Here is an 18,457-nt window from a genome sequence, read left to right on the forward strand (position 1 = left end):
TTTATGAATTTTTTATTGAAACCGTTGCGTGTTATCTATGTAGTGTACGCCGCCGCCACTTTTCTGGGTATTATGTTTTTAATACTACCGCCTATTTTCCTCGCATCGCTGCTGGGAAAACAAAGGGGGGGTAATATCATATTTTATTTTTTACGTTTCTGGGCACATACCTGGTTTCCGCTGGTGGGCATGTGGGTGAGCCGCAAATATGAATGTGAGCGGGACAATGCGCCCTGTATTTACGTGGTAAACCACCGTTCTTACCTGGATGCAGCTATCGCGGTAAAAGTAATGCGTCTTCCTTTCCGTCCGCTGGGAAAAGTGGAATTATCCAAAATTCCTTTCTTCGGATTTATCTACAGAAATTCTATTGTTGCTGTAGACCGCTCTAATGCGTCCGCACGCGCCAGGAGTGTACGTGAGATGATGACCGCGCTCAAGGCAGGTATTTCCATTCTCATGTTTCCGGAAGGAACCACCAACGACAGCGATCAGCCATTAAGATCTTTTCACAATGGCGCTTTCCGGATGGCCATTGAATTACAGATACCTGTCAAACCCGTATTATACCTGGATGCCGGTCACCGGTTACCGCATAAAGGGCCTATGCATATCTCTCCCGGTAAATGCCGTGTCGTATTTCTGCCTTCCATTCCTGTTGCCGGACTTACGCTGAATGATATCAATACACTGAAACAACAGACTTTTGATATCATGGAAGCTGAACTCAGGAAGTATCACCATTATCCAACCTTGCAACAAGTAGGATGAAGTACGCAGATGTAATATTGCCGCTGGCATTACCTAAAAATTATACTTACGCTGTTCCTGCCAACATGGAAACTGCCTTACAGGTGGGTAGCCGCGTAGCTGTACAGTTAGGTAAACAGAAGAAGTATGCCGGTATTGTGAAAGCGATCCATGAACATGCGCCGTTGTATAAAACCAAGCCCCTGCTGGATATGCTGGATAAAGATCCCGTCGTATATCCCACACAGTTAGCCTTCTGGAGCTGGATAGCCAGTTACTATATGTGTAGTGAAGGCGAAGTGTTGAATGCGGCTTTACCCGCTCACCTGAAGCTTTCCAGCGAAACACTGTTACTTTTTAATGATGCTTACGGAGAAGATTTTACGGCACTGGATGATGATGAATACCTGATCGCAGAAGCTTTGCATATCCGCAAAGAGTTGCGTATCGAGGAAGTACAGCTCATCCTGGATAAGTCTGAAGTATATTCTGTTATCAAAAAACTGATAGAGAAAAAAGTATGTCTGGTATATGAAGAATTGAAAGAAGTATATCGGGAGAAGAAAGAGAATTATGTACAACTCCACGCCGAATACCAGGAAGAATCAAAACTGGCGGCGCTTTTCAACGATATGGGCCGCGCGCCCAAACAAATGGAACTACTGCTGGCATACCTGCACCTGCTGAAAACACAGGGCAATGTGCTGCAAAATGAATTGCTGAAAAAATCAGGTGCTACCACCGCCCAGTTAAAGGGATTGGTAGATAAAAATATTTTGTGGGTAGAGAAACGTACGGTAGATCGTATTCCTACCGGTAAGGTAGATGCCCAGATAGATTTTGATCTGAGTGCTGCGCAGGAAACCGCACTGCTGGAAGTACGTAGGCATTTCGAAGAAAAACAGGTTACCCTGTTGCACGGGGTTACTTCCAGTGGTAAAACACAGGTATATGTGAAGATGATGGAAGAATACCTGGCCACCGGTAAACAAGTACTGTACCTGTTGCCGGAGATTGCACTCACCGCACAGATCATCCGCCGGTTGCAGAAACATTTTGGTAGCAGCATCGGCATCTATCATTCCCGTTTCAGTAATAATGAGCGGGTGGAAATATGGAATAAGGTAAAGAATGGTGAGATACAAATCGTGCTGGGTGCGCGTTCCAGCCTGCTCCTGCCATTCAGGGACCTGGGACTGATTGTACTTGATGAAGAACACGACGCCTCCTACAAACAACAGGACCCTGCACCACGTTACCACGCCAGGGACGCCGCCATTTATTATGCAGGGCTCTTCAAAGCCAAGGTGCTGCTGGGTTCTGCTACGCCTGCGCTGGAATCATATTATAATGCACAACAGGGCAAATACGGACTGGTAGAACTCAAAGAACGTTTTGGCGGAATGGAAATGCCCGTGATCGATATTGTGGATATCAAGCAGGAAATGGCAGAAAAAACCATGGACGGCAATTTTACACAGGCGCTGAAAACAGCGATCACACAAAGTCTGGCCGACCAGAAACAGGTGATCCTTTTTCAGAACAGGCGGGGATATGCACCATTCCTGCTGTGTACTACCTGTGGCTGGATTCCACATTGCAAGCAATGTGATGTATCGCTTACCTACCATAAGAACCAGGATAAGCTGCATTGCCACTACTGTGGTACACGCTATCCGTATGTGTTCTCCTGTGAAGCCTGCGGCTCCCAATCGCTGATCCCTAAAAGTTTTGGTACAGAAAAAATAGAAGATGACCTGCAACAGATCTTCCCGGATGCGCGCATTGCGCGTATGGACGTGGATGCTGTGAGGAATAAGGATAGTCATAATAAATTGATCCAGCTGCTGGAAGAACGGTCTATCGATATCCTGGTGGGTACGCAGATGGTGGTAAAGGGGCTTGATTTTGAAAACGTAAACCTGGTAGGCATCCTGAGTGCGGATAGTTTGTTGAGTTACCCTGACTTCAGGGTAAATGAAAGGGCCTTTCAAATGATGGAGCAGGTGAGTGGCCGTGCTGGCCGCAAGCATGACAAAGGCACCGTATTGATCCAGGCCAGCAATACCAGGCATCCGGTATTACATTATGTTACCGGGCATGATTATAAAGGGATGTACGAATCGGAAATAGCGGAGCGGCAACAGTTTGGCTATCCTCCGTTTTATCGTATCCTGAAATTAACCCTTCGCCATAAAAATCAGTTGATAGTAGAACAGGCAGCACAGATCCTGGCGAGCTGGTTGCAACCGCATATTGGTGCACAGCTGGTAGGACCGGCAGCTCCGCTGATAGCCCGGGTACGTAATAATTATTTACAGGAGATGCTGATCAAACTGCCCCGCGAAGCACGTGTGATCGCACATATAAAACAGGTACTCCGGGAATATTTTATCCAGTTGCAGGCGGAAAAAAGATTCCGCGCTGTAGTGATTGTACCGGATGTAGACTGTGTATAACCCGTTTATTCTTTTGTCAGGATCAATTCCTGTTGCTGTAGTGTTTTTAACCGGCGGATCATTTCTTCAAAGGTCTTTTTATCTTCCCCTGTATAATCTGTCTGGCTGTACCATTCTATGGTATAGATATTTAAACGGTTATTTTCCTGTTCACATCTCATCTTGAATCCCAGAGCGGGTTGCGATCCTGTATTGTGTTCGATACTGGCGGCAAAGTCGGCTTTATTAGCCACTTTGTATCCGGCCGGAATGTCAATGTGGACGCGCTTTTCCTGGTAATAAGGGAAAGAGATCTGAATGGGATGTGTTCCTCCGGGCATGGCTAAATTATAGTCAATATTGCCTCCCAGTAACTGACCTATTTTAATATTCAGCTGCGTGCCTTGCTGAATGGCGATGCCCGGTGTATGCAGGGTACTGGTGATAACAACCGGACTGCTAAGCGGCACATTGTTAAATGTTTCGTTGTGGGCTTCTACAGCGGCAGGTCGCCTGGTGCCGGGTGCAAAGGGAAGGACGGCATTGAGCACACTGTTACGCAGCTCTGTGTTATTGGCCTTGGTAAAAGCCGTTTTAAGGCTTTCCGCGGCATATCCGCCGAAAGACTGGTTGACCTCCCAGGCAGGATCCGTAAGGGAACGAAGGGTTGCTTCTGTTGTGATGTTGCTCAATGTATAAGCTGGTACCGGTGTGTTGATGAAGTCTGTCAGCACTTTGCTTTCTGTACCTGCCAGTGTATCCCGGCATCGCAGGGCCAGGCAATTGGCCCATAAGGGCGGATAACATGGAAAGCGTGTATCCGTTTCCGTTGGTGCAAGGGCTTGTTGCTGGTTAGGGAAATAAAGCAGGATATTTTTTGCCAGCGGCTTGTTGATAATATTTTTATCCAGCGGCAGGGTATCCCGTGCGGAGGTAAACAACATCTGTACAGGGATGTTCAGCATGTAATAGGCTGCTGTCATGAGACGCACCATACCCGCTTTGTCGGCGCTTTTGCTCCGTATGATGGCCGTCAGGTTGGGCGCTTCATACACATCGTCGGCCTGCCGCAACGTATAGTTGGTTTTAATATATTGTTCTACCTGGTAAATCAGCTGTGGTACCGGCATCCGGTGTGCGAGAAAGGGCCACTTGCTTAGTTCTTTCTCCAGTTGTTTGTATTCTGCTTTACTGACGGCTACGTATGGCACATATGCCTCTTCTCCGAAATCCTGCCAGGTGACCCTGGAAGTATCCCTTCCGCTAATAGCGGCGCTCAGGGCAAAGTCTACACGTTGCAGCTGTGGCATGTAAAAGAAAAGATCATTGGCCACCAATCCAGGCACCTGTTGCATCGCGATGTTATGAAACACATTGTTACCAGCGGTGCTATCCGTAACGGCCGGTACACCGTTTACACTTTTGAAAAGGAATTGCAGTGATTTGGGGGCTACCAGCGTGAATTGCACCTGTTGCGCTTCAAGACCTGACTGTAAATATTCTGTGCCGGCAATATCAAACTGGATCTTTAGGTTCATCTCATATTCAAGTTCACAACCCGATTGCAGGGAAAGGTCATTTACTACAATGGCCTGCCGGCCATCACTGAGCTTTACTGTTCTCGTTTGTTCATTGAGGTTAGCCACCTTTCCATCAGGAAATATTACCCGTACGCGGAAACTCCGCAGTGCTTCGTAAGTATCCATAGACAGTACCAGCTGGGTCAGGCTATCTGCTCCGGCAGTGGTATTGATGCGCACTTTTTTGTAAATAGTTTTGTAGTTCGTATAGGCATCCGCTTTATCACGGCTGGTGATATTAAAATCCCTTGCTATCCTGTATTCCAGGATAGTATAAGGTTTCAGCGTCTGTTCCTGGTTGGAAACGTGCGGATCGTCTTTCCATGTTTCAGGAAAATAATTATTGATCTGCGCCTTTGTATGTAAAGGAAACACTGCTATAACAGCTATGATGGCCAGGAAAAAGATAAGATGTTTCATACGGGTTAAAGGTATTAATCATTTGGTTATTTCATGCGTGTTGTTCATGAAACGCCCATTTGTTGAATGGCATCGGATTCAAAAATATGTACGCCTGCATCTCCCTGTTTGGCAGCTTTCAGCATAGCATTGGCTACAGTAGCGGCTTTGATGCCACGGTATTTCTTCCATCTTCCCTGCAATAAAAAATAAAAGAGCTGCATGAGATATTTTGCTATCCATTCTCCCAGCCTGAACTCTTTACGTTGCCCGATGAGGAACGAAGGCCGGAAAATATAGGTACCTATGAAGCCTTTTTTTAAAACGGCTGCTTCGGTTTCTCCTTTGGTGCGCAGGTAAAAGTTGCGGGAAGATGCTGCTGCACCAATAGAAGAGATCAGCAGGAATTGTTCTACGTGGTTGGTGCGTGCAATGGTGGCACATCTCACCGGAATATCAAAATCCACTTCCCGGAATTTTTTCTGTGTACCTGCTTTTTTAATCGTGGTGCCGATACAGCAAAAAAGGGTGTCGCCCTGTAATGCTTCTGCCAGGCTTTCTTCATCATCAAAATCAACAATAATACTTTCCAGTCCGGGCCGGGGATGCGCCCAGGGCTTGCGGATCAATATCCTTACTTTACTGAAGTATGGATCCTGCAGCAGTGCAGCAACAAGATGAGTACCGGTGAGCCCCGTAGCTCCTATAACTATGGCTGTTTTGTTCATAAATCTCAAAATGATTAGTAATTTGCGCCATTATAAAGTTAAGCTATTATGGTATCTGAAAATGTCCTGCTCCAACCATACAATACATTCGGTATAGCGGCTATGGCGCGTTATTTTGCCTCTTTTGCCGGTAAAGATGAGCTGGTGGACTTATTGGATGATCCACGTAGCAGCCAGCTGCCGCATATGATCCTGGGGGGTGGCAGCAACATCCTGTTTACACAGGATTATAACGGGCTGGTTCTCAAAAATGAGTTGAAAGGAATGACGCTGGTGGGGGAAGATAACGACTATGTCTATGTGAAAGCCGGCGCAGGGGAGAACTGGCATCGCTTTGTACAATATTGTATTGCGCAAAACCTCGCCGGCCTGGAGAATCTGTCGCTGATACCGGGTAATGTAGGCGCCAGTCCTATGCAGAATATCGGCGCTTATGGCGTGGAAATAAAAGACACCTTTCATGAGCTGGAAGCCCTGCACCTGGAAGACCGCCGCGTGGTTACCTTTAATAATGCAGATTGTCATTTCGGCTACCGCGAAAGTATTTTTAAAAAGGAATACCGGCACCAGTTTGTGATCCTGTCTGTAACTTACCGGTTGAGTAAAAAACCGCATTTCAATACCAGTTATGGTGCTATCAACCAGGAGCTGGAACGTATGGGGGTAAAGGATTTATCTATCCAGGCGATCAGCCAGGCGGTAATCAATATCCGTTCCTCCAAACTGCCCGATCCTGCAAAGATTGGTAATGCCGGCAGCTTCTTCAAAAACCCCGCAGTGGATGCTGCAAAGTATGCCACATTAAAAACGGCTTTCCCAAACATATCGGCGTATCCGTTAGACAACGGGGAGTATAAGCTGGCAGCGGGCTGGCTGATTGAACAATGTGGCTGGAAGGGCTACCGTCAGGGCGATGCAGGCGTTCATGCCTTGCAGGCGCTGGTGCTGGTAAACTATGCGCATGCAACAGGCAGCGAAATATATGCATTATCACAGCAGGTACTGGATAGCGTAGCGGAAAAATTTGGTGTGCAGCTGGAACGGGAAGTAAATATTGTTTAAGCGCCGTCTTTAATATGTGCAATGATCTTGTCTGCATGATCCCTTGAGTTTTCAATGAACCACACATGTGTGTCCATACCACCACAAACCACACCTGCCAGGTAAATATGCGGCATGTTGGTTTCCATGGTGATTGGATTGTATACCGGATGCTTTTTCGCATCATCGGATAGCCTGATCCCTGCTTTTTCCAGCAGGCTGAAGTTGGGTTGATAACCCGTCATGGCAATGACAAAATCGTTGGGAATGGTAATGGTTCCTTCAGGGGTGTTAATATCTGTTTCCCGCTCCCGGATTGCTTTTACGGACGAGTGGAAGTATGCTTTGATGGAGCCTTCCTTGATCCTGTTCTCAATGTCTGGTTTTACCCAATATTTTACGCGGGAGCCTATTTCTCCTTCCCGGATCACCATGGTGACCTGTGCCCCTTTGCGATAGGTTTCCAGCGCCGCATCCACGGCGGAATTATGGGCGCCTATTACAAGTACCTGCTGGGTTGCATAGAAATGCGGGTCTTTGTAATAGTGCGTTACCTTGGGCAGGTTTTCTCCGGGGATATCCAGGAGGTTGGGGATATCATAAAAGCCGGTGGCGATAACCACGTTACGGGTATGATAGACGCCTTTATCCGTGTTGATAATATATTCGCCGGCGTTAGGCGTAACGGTTTTTACTTCTTCAAACAGTTTTACGTGCATGTGATGGGAAGTGGCTACACGGCGGTAGTATTCCAGTGCTTCCGGCCGGGTAGGCTTGGGATTGATGGAAACAAAAGGCACACCGCCTATTTCCAGTCTTTCTGACGTGGAAAAGAAAGTCATGTACAGCGGATAGTTAAAGAGCGAGTTGACCAGGCATCCTTTTTCTATGATGATATATTGCAGTCCTGCTTTTTTTGCAGCCAGCGCGCAGGCGAGGCCAATGGGGCCTCCACCAATTATCAATACATCGAAAGCAGCGTTCATAAACAACTATTTTTATACAGCAGCCATGAAGTCGAGAAGACGGAACATGGCCTGTTTGTTTTCTGTTAAAAGGTTCAGGTGTTGCCGGATCTTATCCGGGCTTTGAATAAAAGGTCCGCCGGTGCTGATGGTATCCGCGCCGTGATCCAGCATTTCCCGGAGAGTATCGGGGGTGAGCTCCATATGAAACTGTAGTCCGATGACACGGTCGCCGTAAATGTAGGCCTGGTTACTACAGGCAGCAGAAGCGGCAAAGCGGGTAACGCCGGGAGGAACATCAAAGGTATCGCCATGAAAATGAAAGGCATTGAGCCGGTGTGGTAATGCCTGTTCCAGGGGAGCTGCCAGGTGCTGGAAGGTAAAGTCTACAGGATACCAGCCGATTTCCTGCTGCGTATGTGGGTACACGTTAGCACCCAGTGCATAGGCCAGCAGTTGTGCGCCGAGGCAGATGCCCAGTATTTTTTTATGTTGTGCCAGTGCTTCCCGGATGAGTGTTATTTCCGTTTCCATCCAGGGATACCTGTCTTGCTCATATACACCCATGCTGCCACCCATGATGATGAGCCAGTCAGCATTTGCCAGCTGTGTATGATCAGGATGATCTTCATACCAGCGGGTAGCACTGCTTGTATGTCCTTCCTGTTTTATCCAGTCGGCAATAGCAGCTAATCCTTCAAAAGGCACATGTTGGAAATAGTGAATGTGCATGGTGTGAATGGTAAATGGTTATCCGAAGATACGTTGCATTCCTGAAGTATGATAAGCCATTTACGGGGGCGGTGTTATTTTAATTCACTTTTAACGACCCTGAAATATTCATATCCTTTCATGTTCCTGCTTTTCTCTTTAAAATATTCTTCCCTGTATTTATCTGCACCGCCATCGTAGAGAACTTTCATATTACGGTTATGCATAAACGCGGTGATATCGGTCGGATGAAGGCCATAGTCCCAGTTTTCGCCTGCACGGCGCAGGGTACGGTTTACCCGGGAGAAGCCGCGGAAGGCATGGGGTTTTTCCAGTACGGCTTTGTCTGCATAGGTAAAGATAACCTGTGTGCCCGGAGGAAAGCTCCCTATAAATTTGAAGATGCTTTCAGCTTCCCGTGCTTCCATATTGGTGGTGAGTCCTTCCCATAGGAACAATGTTTTAATCCCGTTGTGCAGCATAACGGAGGAGAATACATCTGCCAGCCGTTGCGTGTTCATGTCCAGCTTTATATAATCCACAAATTTGGCGGGTGAGTGAAGGATTTCGTGCAGCTTTTGTTTTTTGAAGTATTGGAGGCTGGGGTGATCTACTTCCACGAAGTTTACGGGCATGCCTATATTGAGGCGGTGGGCGCGGGTATCAAAAGTGGCGCTGAGGATGACGACCTGGTTGATACCATCTTCCCGTACGGCTTTGATGATCATGTCATCAATCAGTTTTGTTCTGGCAACAGCAGCGGTGTGTGTGCCTGGCCATCGGAGCTGGATGTAAGCGGACAGGATCTTCCGGATAAAGGGTAGGGTGCAACCAGCGAGGAGGGTCCGGTGGTATTTTGAAAGGAATGCTGCGGCAAACGGATCATTGAATAAACGTTCTTCTTCCGGTTTGCTGGTTTCGATGGCACGGAACAAGGCCATATAAGTACCTGATTTAGTGGCGGGAGCCCTGCTCATAAAGTACAGATGGTTGAAATGGTTATTGCTATTCTCCTGGGGTAATGGCGGTCGTCTGTTGGTGCAATTAGCTAATTTGGCAATCAAATATAGGTATTCGACTGCATTTTGATCACGGGAAAATCACCCCCTTAGTCTACGGAGGTGATGAATTTGTTGAATTTATAGCAGAAATCGTCTTTCAGGGATTTATCTATGCCGTTGAGGAATTGCATGGTAAAGTTGCGTTGCATTTTTTTGGATGTGCTGCCAGTCAGCTCCAGTGGCCGGGTGTGCAGGATACCGATCAGTGACTTGCCCTGGCAAACGAGTGCCAGCCGGTACATCGGACTGGGATCGTCAATACCGCTTTCGTAGTTGAAATACAGGGTATAAGGCTTCAGCGTTGTTTCTTCTTCCAGTTGAAAGTTATGGATGAAGGGCTGCATATCTTCAACACTGCGGCCTTTGTGTTGCCGGAGATAGTTTACCAGCGCCGTTTCCACAATGGTACCGGTGCGGATATTTTTCTTCTCCGTATAGCCGTTTATGGTAGCCCACATCTTTTTGCCATTGGTAGCTACAGATAGTTTCATATCACGTTCCAGCTGACCGGCGGCGACGCCATTGACTTTTATTTTGCGACCCTTGCTGAAAATGGGTTTGCTGTATTCTTCTTTGGTTATATCAATATCCAGGCTGACAGGATACCATCCTTTTTTCAGCGATGCACAATGAACGGGTACATAATCCAGCAGGGAAACCAGTGGATCGCCATCAGGATTATTGCGGATCACTGCGCCGGGAGTAACCCTTTCACCGATGATTGGTGGTGTAGCGGCAGGTTTTTTTGTAACAGTTTTTGGGGTGGTGGTGTTGCCTGTATCTTCTTCGATACCAAACCCGCTCTTTTTTCCTTTCTGGTTACAGGATACCAGTATTACAGCCAGTGCCAAATAAAATATCTTCTTCATAAATCACATAAATAATTGTAACACAGGCTGTAAGTTATTGAAAATAACGAATTAAAGGCAGAGGATTATGATCGTACAGCGATAAAAAAAGCAGGCGGTAAGCCTGCTTTGTATGAATGATCAGTTATTTTTCTTTGTCTTCTCCGGTTTCTTCATCTTCCTCCCATTCACCTGTTTCTTCCCAATCTTCATCCTCTTCTTCCCAGTCTTCTTCTTCTTCAATAAGCAGACTCTGATCAGAACCGGGTTCTATCTTGTTAGCGCGCCAGTGGGCTATAATTTCATCTGCTTTTTTCTGAACGGGATCAAATGCTGCAATCCTGTTCTCTTCAAAAAAGACTTCCACATCGGGCATATCTTTCAAGGTATTGAAGCAGTCATTGAGCAGGGAAATGTTTACGGGTGCATTGCGAAGGGCGCTGTAAGACAGCCGGATAGAGTCGAACGGACCGCTGTTATGAAATACTTCTTCCCCATTGATCATGGGGAAAAGCCATATCAGTACGTCGTCGCCTTCTTCTTCTCCATTCAGGATGCCAAAAAAATCGTCGAGTTGTTCAAAACCCAACGGGGCTAGTTGTTCAAATGCTTTGTTCCTGGGTGGAAATTTAGGATGCTCTTCTCCTGTGATCAAAAATAGTTCTCCGAACCTGGGCTTCTCTTTGGCCACAAACCTAAAGTCAATGAGGATATCGTTTTCCATTGATGGCTTTTTCTATTTTCAGCTGCAATGTAGAAAATATTTAGGGATTTTTTGATTTACGAATGTAGGAATTTGAAATGCAGCGGAGATAACCATATATGCTTATATATCTGCTGTATTTCAAATTCCTACATTCGTAAATCAAAAAATCCCTAAATATTAATTATTGGCTTACATAAAATGATAACGAACAAACGCTTCCATCGCGGCATATTTCTGTAATCCCAGCTGGTCATACAGGTTAGCTGTGTTGGCGTTGCGGTCTTCTGCACGCTGCCAGAATTCGCGGAGATCGGTACCCTGGAAAGGCACCACATCTTTTTGACTCTGGTGGATGAAGATACCCAGTCGTTTCTGCATTACCTGGTCGGGACTCATCGCCACGGCCATTTCGATTTCGTGGATATCCCATTCCTGCCATGCACCTTTGTACAGCCATACCCAGCAGTCTTTCATCCACTCTTCGTGTTTCAGTCTGTCGAGTGCAGCAAAGATCACGTCCAGGCATACTTTGTGGGTACCATGCGGATCGGCGAGGTCACCGGCGCAATAAATCTGTTGTGGTTTCAGTTTACGCAGCAGGTCTACCGTCAGTTGTATATCTTCTTCACCCATTGGTTTCTTTTCCACCAGACCGGTTTCATAGAAAGGGAGGTTCATGAAGTGTGCATTTTCTTCAGCAATGCCTACGTAACGGCAGGTAGCTTTAGCTTCGCAACGGCGGATCAGCCCTTTGATAGCGCGGATCTCGGAAGTATCTTTCTGACTTGGTTTTTTTACATTGATAAAAGCTCTGGCATCATCCAGGATCTGGGAGCTTTTGCTTCTGTCGATATCAAACATCCCTTCAAATCCTACGGCGAAGTCGATGAAACGCAGCAGGAATTCATCTGTAACAGCAATGTTACCGGATGTCTGGTAAGCTACGTGTACATCATGACCCTGCTCGTGCAGGCGGATGAAAGTACCACCCATGGAGATGATATCATCATCAGGGTGTGGAGAAAAGATCAGCACGCGTTTTTTAGCGGGTTCGGAACGCTCAGGATGATTCGGCAACTGAGGACCGGGTTTGCCGCCAGGCCAGCCGGTGATGGTATCGCGGATGCTGTTGAATTCTTTGATATTGAGCTCGTAGGCAGAACCATATTGTACGATCAGGTCGTTCAACCCGTTTTCGTTATAGTCCTTGTCGGTGAGCATCAGGATAGGCTTGCCCAGTTTCAGTGCGAGGCTGGTTACCGCTTTGCGGATCAGACCAGGTGTCCATTCGCAGTCGCCGGTGAGCCATGGTTCCTTGAAACGGGTCAGTTCGGCAGAAGCCTGTTCATCGATGATGAATTTGCAGTTAGGATGCTGTTGCAGCAGGGAAGCAGGCACCTGGTCGGTGCTGTGTCCTTCTACAGAGCGGCATACTATTTTGGCTTTGTGAGAACCCCAGGCCATCAGCAATACGCGTTTAGCCTTGAAGATGGTACTCAGTCCCATTGTGATCGCCAACCGCGGCACCTGACTCATATTCGGGAACTCGTATGCATTAGCCAGCCTGGTGCTGTTATCTAATGTAACGAGACGGGTATGTGAGTTGATGTTAGCACCTGGTTCGTTAAAACCAATGTGGCCGTTGTTGCCGATACCCAACACCTGGATGTCAATACCACCGGCAGCTTCAATGCGCTTGTCATACGCTGCACAGTATTGTTTGATCTGGTCTTTTGGAATCGTTCCGTCCGGGATAAAGTACTGTCCTTCGGGGATATCGATATGATTGAACAGGTGTTCTTTCATAAAGCGGTTATAGCTCTGTAAAGCATCCGGCTCTATCGGGTAGTACTCATCCAGGTTGAAGGTAATCACGTTTTTAAAACTCAGTCCTTCCTCTTTATGGAGGCGAACCAATTCGGCGTAGAGATATTTAGGAGTGGAACCTGTAGCCATTCCTAAAATGCATGGTTGATTGGCAGCCTGCCGTTCGCGTATCAGCGCGGCAATTTCCTGGGCAATAGCCCTGGAAGCTTCTTTGGCAGAGGGATGGATATCCACAGCAATTTGTTCAAAGCTGTCAATCAATTCGATTTCCTGATGATTAATCGTCATTTGTAAACTTTTTTAATTAGATGCGGTTTAAAAACGAGCCGGAAAATTAAACAAAATACTGCTAATGTCTGCTAATATTTAGCCCGTATTTAAAATATGGTGATTTTTTAATGTTGAAAAGAAGAAGGTAAATCATGCTTCAATTTTCATCTTTCAACATCAGAAAAACAGTGTCTATTCTATAATAAATTCATCGGCAAACAACCATGCGCTATTGCCGGCGCCTTTGTCGCCTGCCGGGATTTTCCCGTTATTCTGCGCATTCATTTTTACATAACGGCCACGTACATTTTGCAGTTTACCACGTACCTGGATGATACCGTTTTGCGCAAATGATGTTTGTTTGTACACTTCTTTAAAGGTGTTGCCATCGTCAGAAACCGAGAAGGTAACCTGTTTTGGCGGATAGATCCAGTTGTTTTTGGCACTGAGGGTATTCATACCTACCAGCCGGATGTCCTGTATACTATCCAGGTCTACCACAGCTTCCATGTTGGTGCCGTTGTAACCAAACCACTGATTATCGTTGTGGCTCACGATGCCTTCAATACCATTTACCAGGGCGAAGGAGCTGCCCGGATCATAGCTTTTGTCCGGTGCTGCTGTCAACGCCACTTTTTTACCCAGTCCTTTATGGAACAGGAAATGCTGGTTGTATTCATTGCCAAAAGGCTTGTCGTTCAGGAATACCTGTGCACGGAGGGTACTGGTTTTTTCGATCTGTACCGGTGTGGTATAAGGCGTACCATTCGGAGCAGGCGCGGTGCTGTCTGTTGTGTAAAATATTTTACCACCATCCAGTTTGCTGTCCAGTTTCACTTCTACGCCGCCTTTCCCGTTGTCTGCTACTTTCGCGGTTACTTCAAATACATGCTTGGCATAATTTACCTTTTTCAGGTCCAGCCGTTTTACATGTACTTTCAGCCTATCCAGGAAATTATCATAGTTACGTTTATCAGCCGGGGACCACAATACTTCTGCAAGTGCGGAAGCACGGGGGTATACCATGTACTCGAGATAATCAGTGTTGTTGATGTATTCTGTCCATACGTTGGCCTGCGCACCTTTGATGTATTTAGCTTCGTCCTTGTTCAGCTCTGAAGGTATTGGCTCGTAGGCATATACTTTACTCACCGGAGTGAAGCCGCCAATGGCCAGTGGTTCATTGTGGCCCTGTGACTGGTAGTGATCAAAGTAGCAGAAGTTGCCCGGTGTCATGATCACATCGTGTTTTTGTTTAGCTGCTGCAATACCGCCATCAATGCCTCTCCAGCTCATGACGGTGGCGTTAGGCGCCAGTCCGCCTTCCAGGATCTCGTCCCAGCCAATGATCTGACGGCCTTTGCTGTTCAGGTATTTCTCCATGCGGTGAATGAAATAACTTTGCAGGGCATGTGCATCTTTCAGTCCTTCCTGTTTCATACGTGCCTGGCATTTGGGACATTTTTCCCAACGCACTTTAGGGCATTCATCCCCACCGATGTGAATGTATTTACCGGGGAATAATTCCAGTACTTCATCCAGTACATCCTGTAAAAACGTATATACGCTGTCGTTACCTGCGCAATATACATCATCGTATACACCCCAGCGGGTGCCTACTTCATATGGGCCACCGGTGCAGCCCAGGTATGGGTAAGCTGTGAGAGCTGCCAGTGAGTGACCCGGCATTTCTATTTCAGGGATAACGGTAACAAAACGTTCCGTGGCATATTTTACCACTTCTTTCACCTGTTCCTGCGTATAGTAGCCACCGTAAGGTTTGCCATCATATTTGTTGTCGTCATAACGGCCTGCCATGGTTTCCCTGCGTTTGGAAGCCACTTCCTGCAGGCGGGGGTATTTCTTTATTTCAATCCGCCAGCCCTGGTCTTCCGTTAAATGCCAGTGAAAAGTATTCATCTTATGCATGGCCAGCAGATCAATATACTTCTTGATAAATTCTACCGGGAAAAAGTGACGGCCCACATCCAGGTGGAGACCACGGTATGCAAAGCGGGGTGCATCTGTAATGCTTACACCGGGAATATATATAGCGTTCGCCTTTTGTACGGGCAGCAGCTGGATCAGCGTCTGTATACCGTAGAAGGTGCCACTGCCGCTGTTGCCATTGATCACAACGCCGCTGTTATCCACATTCAGCGTATAGCCTTCTGCGTTAGTAGTGTCATTACCGGTATGCAGCACGATGGCATTTTTATCTCCAGCTTCTTTGATAGCCAGTTCATAACCGGTGAGTTCTTTCAGCCAGGTATTGAACAGGGAAGCGGTTTGTTTATCGGCTTCATTAGCGGCCACGATAATGGTTTGTTTATCCAGCAAAAAGGAATCTGCTTTTTCAGTTACGCTTGCCGGCATAGGAATAATGCTTACCTGGCCTTTCGGTGCGTTCGCATGGTGGGAGTCAGTACAGCTCCACAGCCCGGCGGCAGCCAGTAGTAAACAGATATGGAATACTTTTTTCATTGACACGTTTTATTGATTGATAAATCAGTTTGATCTGTGATCTGTTTTTATTTTAACTCGAACTCACACAATACAGGTCTGTGATCGGAAGCCACAGCTTCTTCGATGATCCTGGTGGCGGTAATACTCCAGCGGTGCCTGGGATGGATCATGATATAGTCCAGTTTTACCCGGGGTGTATCAGCGGGGAAGGTAGGCCCCATCAACATCGTAGCATCAGTGAATACCTGTTTCAGGATGGTTATTTCTTTGGAAGAAGGAATCGCGTTGAAGTCACCGGCAAGGATGGTGGGTGTTTGTGTTTGCCTGAAATATTCCACCAGCGTGCCTGCTTCAGTGATCCGGTCTGTTGCATGCTCCTCTGCATCCAGGTGTGCGGTTGCAAACTGCATTAAACTGTCGCCCGGTAGTTTTACCATGATAATGCCTGCTGCTCTGGGTTCAATGCCTTTGCTGGTGGGCAGTGGCAGGGTGATACCGCTTGAAATGGGAAAGCGGGAAAGGATGCCGGTACCATAGCCGCCGCCATCAAAATCCATGGCCTTTGCAAAGTAAGTATACATGCCCGTGAGTGCAGCCAGTTCTTTGAGCTGATCTGATTTCTTCGTGCGTTGCGTTACGCTGTCTACTTCCTGTAATGCCACGAGATCGGGGTTGGTAGCCAGTATGACATTAGCAATTCCTTGCAGGTCAAGCTCTCCTTTCATGTTTTCACCGTGATGGATATTGTAAGTCAGCACCTTTATTTTTTGCATTTGCGCAAACAGTGAGAACCCGCTAAAACATACCACGGTAATGAGCAACATTCTTTTCATAGCATAAAATATTTATGGATTGACGGATTTTCTGCTGTCGGTATTCAAATCCGTTAATCCTCCTATTATTTAAATGCTTCCTTCACTGGTCTTCCGGTCCAAACCTGCGGGGTTTTGAGTCCAAAGATCCATGCGATAGTAGCAGCTGTATCGTACGTAACAACACTTGCCTTTATTTCCTTGTTCTTCTGCACACCGGGCCCACGGATGATCCACGGGATCTGCATTTCCTGCATGGTTTTACCACCATGACCTTTGTTGATACCACCATGATCTGCGGTGAGCAGGATAATGGTATTGTCCCACATGCCGGCGTCTTTCACTGACTGTAATATTTTACCGAGTAAAACATCATTCTTATGCACCTGGTCGAAGTAGGGTTGAATATTATGCCCGATATTATGACCTACACCATCCGGCTCATCAAAATGAATGAACAGGAAATCGGGTTTCTTTTCTTTTATGTATGCAATAGAGGCCTCGGTGGCTAAACTGTCGTTATCATGCGTCCCCAGGTCTTTATTTACCGCTGCTTTGGGGAACAGATAACCAATACCATTCCAACTATAAATAACGCCTATTTCCGACTTGGGTTTCTGCTCACGGAGCAGGGTGTAAATAGACGGGAACATGCCATACTGGTCCAGTTCGCGGGAAGGCAGTTCAGGCGTTTTGCTGTCCCACTCCGTATAGCCGTGTACTTCCGGACCCGCACCCATCACCATCGAAGCCCAGTTCACTGCGCTGGAAGAAGGCAGCACACTGCGTGCCTGTAAAGTCCAGGCGCCGTCTGCCATCATTTGTTTCATGTTGGGATTGTCCACTTTCGGGAAACAATAAGCGCCAAATCCGTCCATACCAATTAAAATCACATGCTTTACCCCTTTGACCTGCGCCTGCGCGAAATATCCGCCCAGCAGCAGTCCTGTTGCGATAATCAGTTTTTTCATTCGTTGTTCACTTTTATAAGCTGTAAGATTTCAGGTTTTCGCACTTTACAAGGCATTACAGGGAATTTACCACATAAGCTGACAGGGACGATAACCAGGACTAATATAGGTTACTGTTTCATTTCCTGCAAAGCTTTTTCTGCCTTTTCACGAATTAATAATACTTCTTCTTTTTGTGTTACAGAGATACCATATTCCGGTACGCCGGGAATGCCGCCCATACTGACATTCGGATTGCGGTACACCATATGGCTTTCTTCATATGCTTTGGCTGAAGTATGAAATTCCTGTACGCCGGTTGTTTTAACCAGTGTAGCGATGTTGGCTGCACGCACGCCTGCACCTGCCATAATGATGATGCGGTTGTCTGCTCTCCCTACCAGGTCTTTCAGGAGGGAAGCTCCTTCCACTGCTGTATTGTGCGCACCGGAGGTTAGAATGCGTTCACAACCTATATCGATAATATCTTCCAGTGCTTCAAAGGGGTTATCGGTCATGTCAAATGCCCGGTGAAAGGTAACACCCATGGGCCATGCCAGGGTAACCAGTTCTTTACACCGGTGTTTGTCCACGCGCCCGTCGGCGGTGAGGATGCCAATCACTACGCCATTACAGCCCAGTTGTTTGCAGATTTCCACATCCTTTTTCATGATGTCAAATTCCAGGTCGGAGTAGAGGAAGTCGCCACCACGCGGGCGTATAATAGGGTAGAGGTCTATCTTTACTTTTTCACGCGCCACTGCAATGGTGGCATAACTGGGGGTGGTGCCACCTTCCAGCAGATTATCGCACAGTTCAATGCGGTTAGCCCCACCAGCTTCCGCTGCTATGCAGGAAGCGACGGAGGCTGCACATATTTCGAGGGTAAAAGACATTGTATATTT

At 46.9% G+C, this 18,457-nt stretch carries 15 protein-coding genes; 3 read left to right on the top strand and 12 right to left on the bottom strand.

Going from position 1 to position 18,457, the window contains the following annotated elements; genetic code table 11:
- Positions 1-3 precede the first annotated feature (3 nt).
- Together ABQ275_RS03060 and priA are read left to right on the top strand one after the other, a co-directional pair.
- Positions 4-771 carry a lysophospholipid acyltransferase family protein gene (locus ABQ275_RS03060; RefSeq protein WP_349316796.1) on the top strand — a complete coding sequence of 256 codons (768 nt, stop codon included), beginning with the start codon at positions 4-6 and terminating at the stop codon, positions 769-771.
- A complete protein-coding gene (gene priA, locus ABQ275_RS03065) occupies positions 768-3,209 on the top strand; it encodes a primosomal protein N' (protein ID WP_349316797.1) in 2,442 nt (813 codons plus the stop codon). The genes ABQ275_RS03060 and priA overlap by 4 nt, the downstream gene beginning before the upstream one ends.
- A 5-nt stretch (positions 3,210-3,214) precedes the next feature.
- Here priA and ABQ275_RS03070 read toward each other — a convergent pair whose 3' ends face one another.
- Entirely contained in the window at positions 3,215-5,188 is a 1,974-nt protein-coding gene (locus ABQ275_RS03070; protein ID WP_349316798.1) for a DUF3857 domain-containing protein, read from the bottom strand.
- Positions 5,189-5,232: 44 nt separating this feature from the next.
- Positions 5,233-5,895 carry an oxidoreductase gene (locus tag ABQ275_RS03075; protein ID WP_349316799.1) on the bottom strand — a complete coding sequence of 221 codons (663 nt, stop codon included), beginning with the start codon at positions 5,893-5,895 and terminating at the stop codon, positions 5,233-5,235.
- 48 nt (positions 5,896-5,943) lie between these two features.
- Between ABQ275_RS03075 and murB the strand changes: the two genes are divergently transcribed.
- The gene (murB, locus tag ABQ275_RS03080; RefSeq protein ID WP_349316800.1) at positions 5,944-6,957 is read left to right on the top strand and encodes a UDP-N-acetylmuramate dehydrogenase; all 1,014 of its coding nucleotides are present in this window, start codon (positions 5,944-5,946) and stop codon (positions 6,955-6,957) included.
- Here murB and ABQ275_RS03085 read toward each other — a convergent pair.
- From ABQ275_RS03085 to ABQ275_RS03130, 10 genes are all read right to left on the bottom strand, one after another.
- Positions 6,954-7,922 carry a YpdA family putative bacillithiol disulfide reductase gene (locus ABQ275_RS03085; protein ID WP_349316801.1) on the bottom strand — a complete coding sequence of 323 codons (969 nt, stop codon included), beginning with the start codon at positions 7,920-7,922 and terminating at the stop codon, positions 6,954-6,956. The two genes, murB and ABQ275_RS03085, sit on opposite strands and share 4 nt — an antisense overlap.
- Before the next feature lie 12 nt (positions 7,923-7,934).
- Positions 7,935-8,633 (bottom strand): type 1 glutamine amidotransferase, encoded by a 699-nt coding sequence (locus ABQ275_RS03090; protein ID WP_349316802.1) that lies wholly within the window; start codon positions 8,631-8,633, stop codon positions 7,935-7,937.
- A gap of 74 nt (positions 8,634-8,707) precedes the next feature.
- Entirely contained in the window at positions 8,708-9,589 is an 882-nt protein-coding gene (locus ABQ275_RS03095; protein ID WP_349316803.1) for an SAM-dependent methyltransferase, read from the bottom strand.
- A 131-nt stretch (positions 9,590-9,720) separates the two neighbouring features.
- On the bottom strand, positions 9,721-10,542 hold the full coding sequence (locus tag ABQ275_RS03100; protein WP_349316804.1) for a hypothetical protein: 822 nt from the start codon (positions 10,540-10,542) through the stop codon (positions 9,721-9,723).
- A gap of 124 nt (positions 10,543-10,666) precedes the next feature.
- Positions 10,667-11,245: a hypothetical protein gene (locus tag ABQ275_RS03105; protein ID WP_349316805.1), complete on the bottom strand. Its 579-nt coding sequence runs from the start codon at positions 11,243-11,245 to the stop codon at positions 10,667-10,669.
- Between the two features lie 171 nt (positions 11,246-11,416).
- Entirely contained in the window at positions 11,417-13,342 is a 1,926-nt protein-coding gene (gene nagB, locus ABQ275_RS03110; protein WP_349316806.1) for a glucosamine-6-phosphate deaminase, read from the bottom strand.
- Positions 13,343-13,516: 174 nt separating this feature from the next.
- The gene (locus ABQ275_RS03115) at positions 13,517-15,808 is read right to left on the bottom strand and encodes a family 20 glycosylhydrolase (protein ID WP_349316807.1); all 2,292 of its coding nucleotides are present in this window, start codon (positions 15,806-15,808) and stop codon (positions 13,517-13,519) included.
- A 47-nt stretch (positions 15,809-15,855) separates the two neighbouring features.
- The gene (locus ABQ275_RS03120; protein WP_349316808.1) at positions 15,856-16,623 is read right to left on the bottom strand and encodes an endonuclease/exonuclease/phosphatase family protein; all 768 of its coding nucleotides are present in this window, start codon (positions 16,621-16,623) and stop codon (positions 15,856-15,858) included.
- Between the two features lie 65 nt (positions 16,624-16,688).
- A complete protein-coding gene (locus ABQ275_RS03125) occupies positions 16,689-17,573 on the bottom strand; it encodes an alkaline phosphatase (RefSeq protein WP_349316809.1) in 885 nt (294 codons plus the stop codon).
- A gap of 110 nt (positions 17,574-17,683) precedes the next feature.
- Complete coding sequence (locus ABQ275_RS03130) at positions 17,684-18,448, bottom strand: copper homeostasis protein CutC (protein WP_349316810.1); 765 nt, start codon at positions 18,446-18,448, stop codon at positions 17,684-17,686.
- Positions 18,449-18,457: the final 9 nt, after the last annotated feature.

The sequence above is a fragment of the Chitinophaga sp. MM2321 genome (assembly GCF_964033635.1).
GTDB lineage: Bacteria > Bacteroidota > Bacteroidia > Chitinophagales > Chitinophagaceae > Chitinophaga.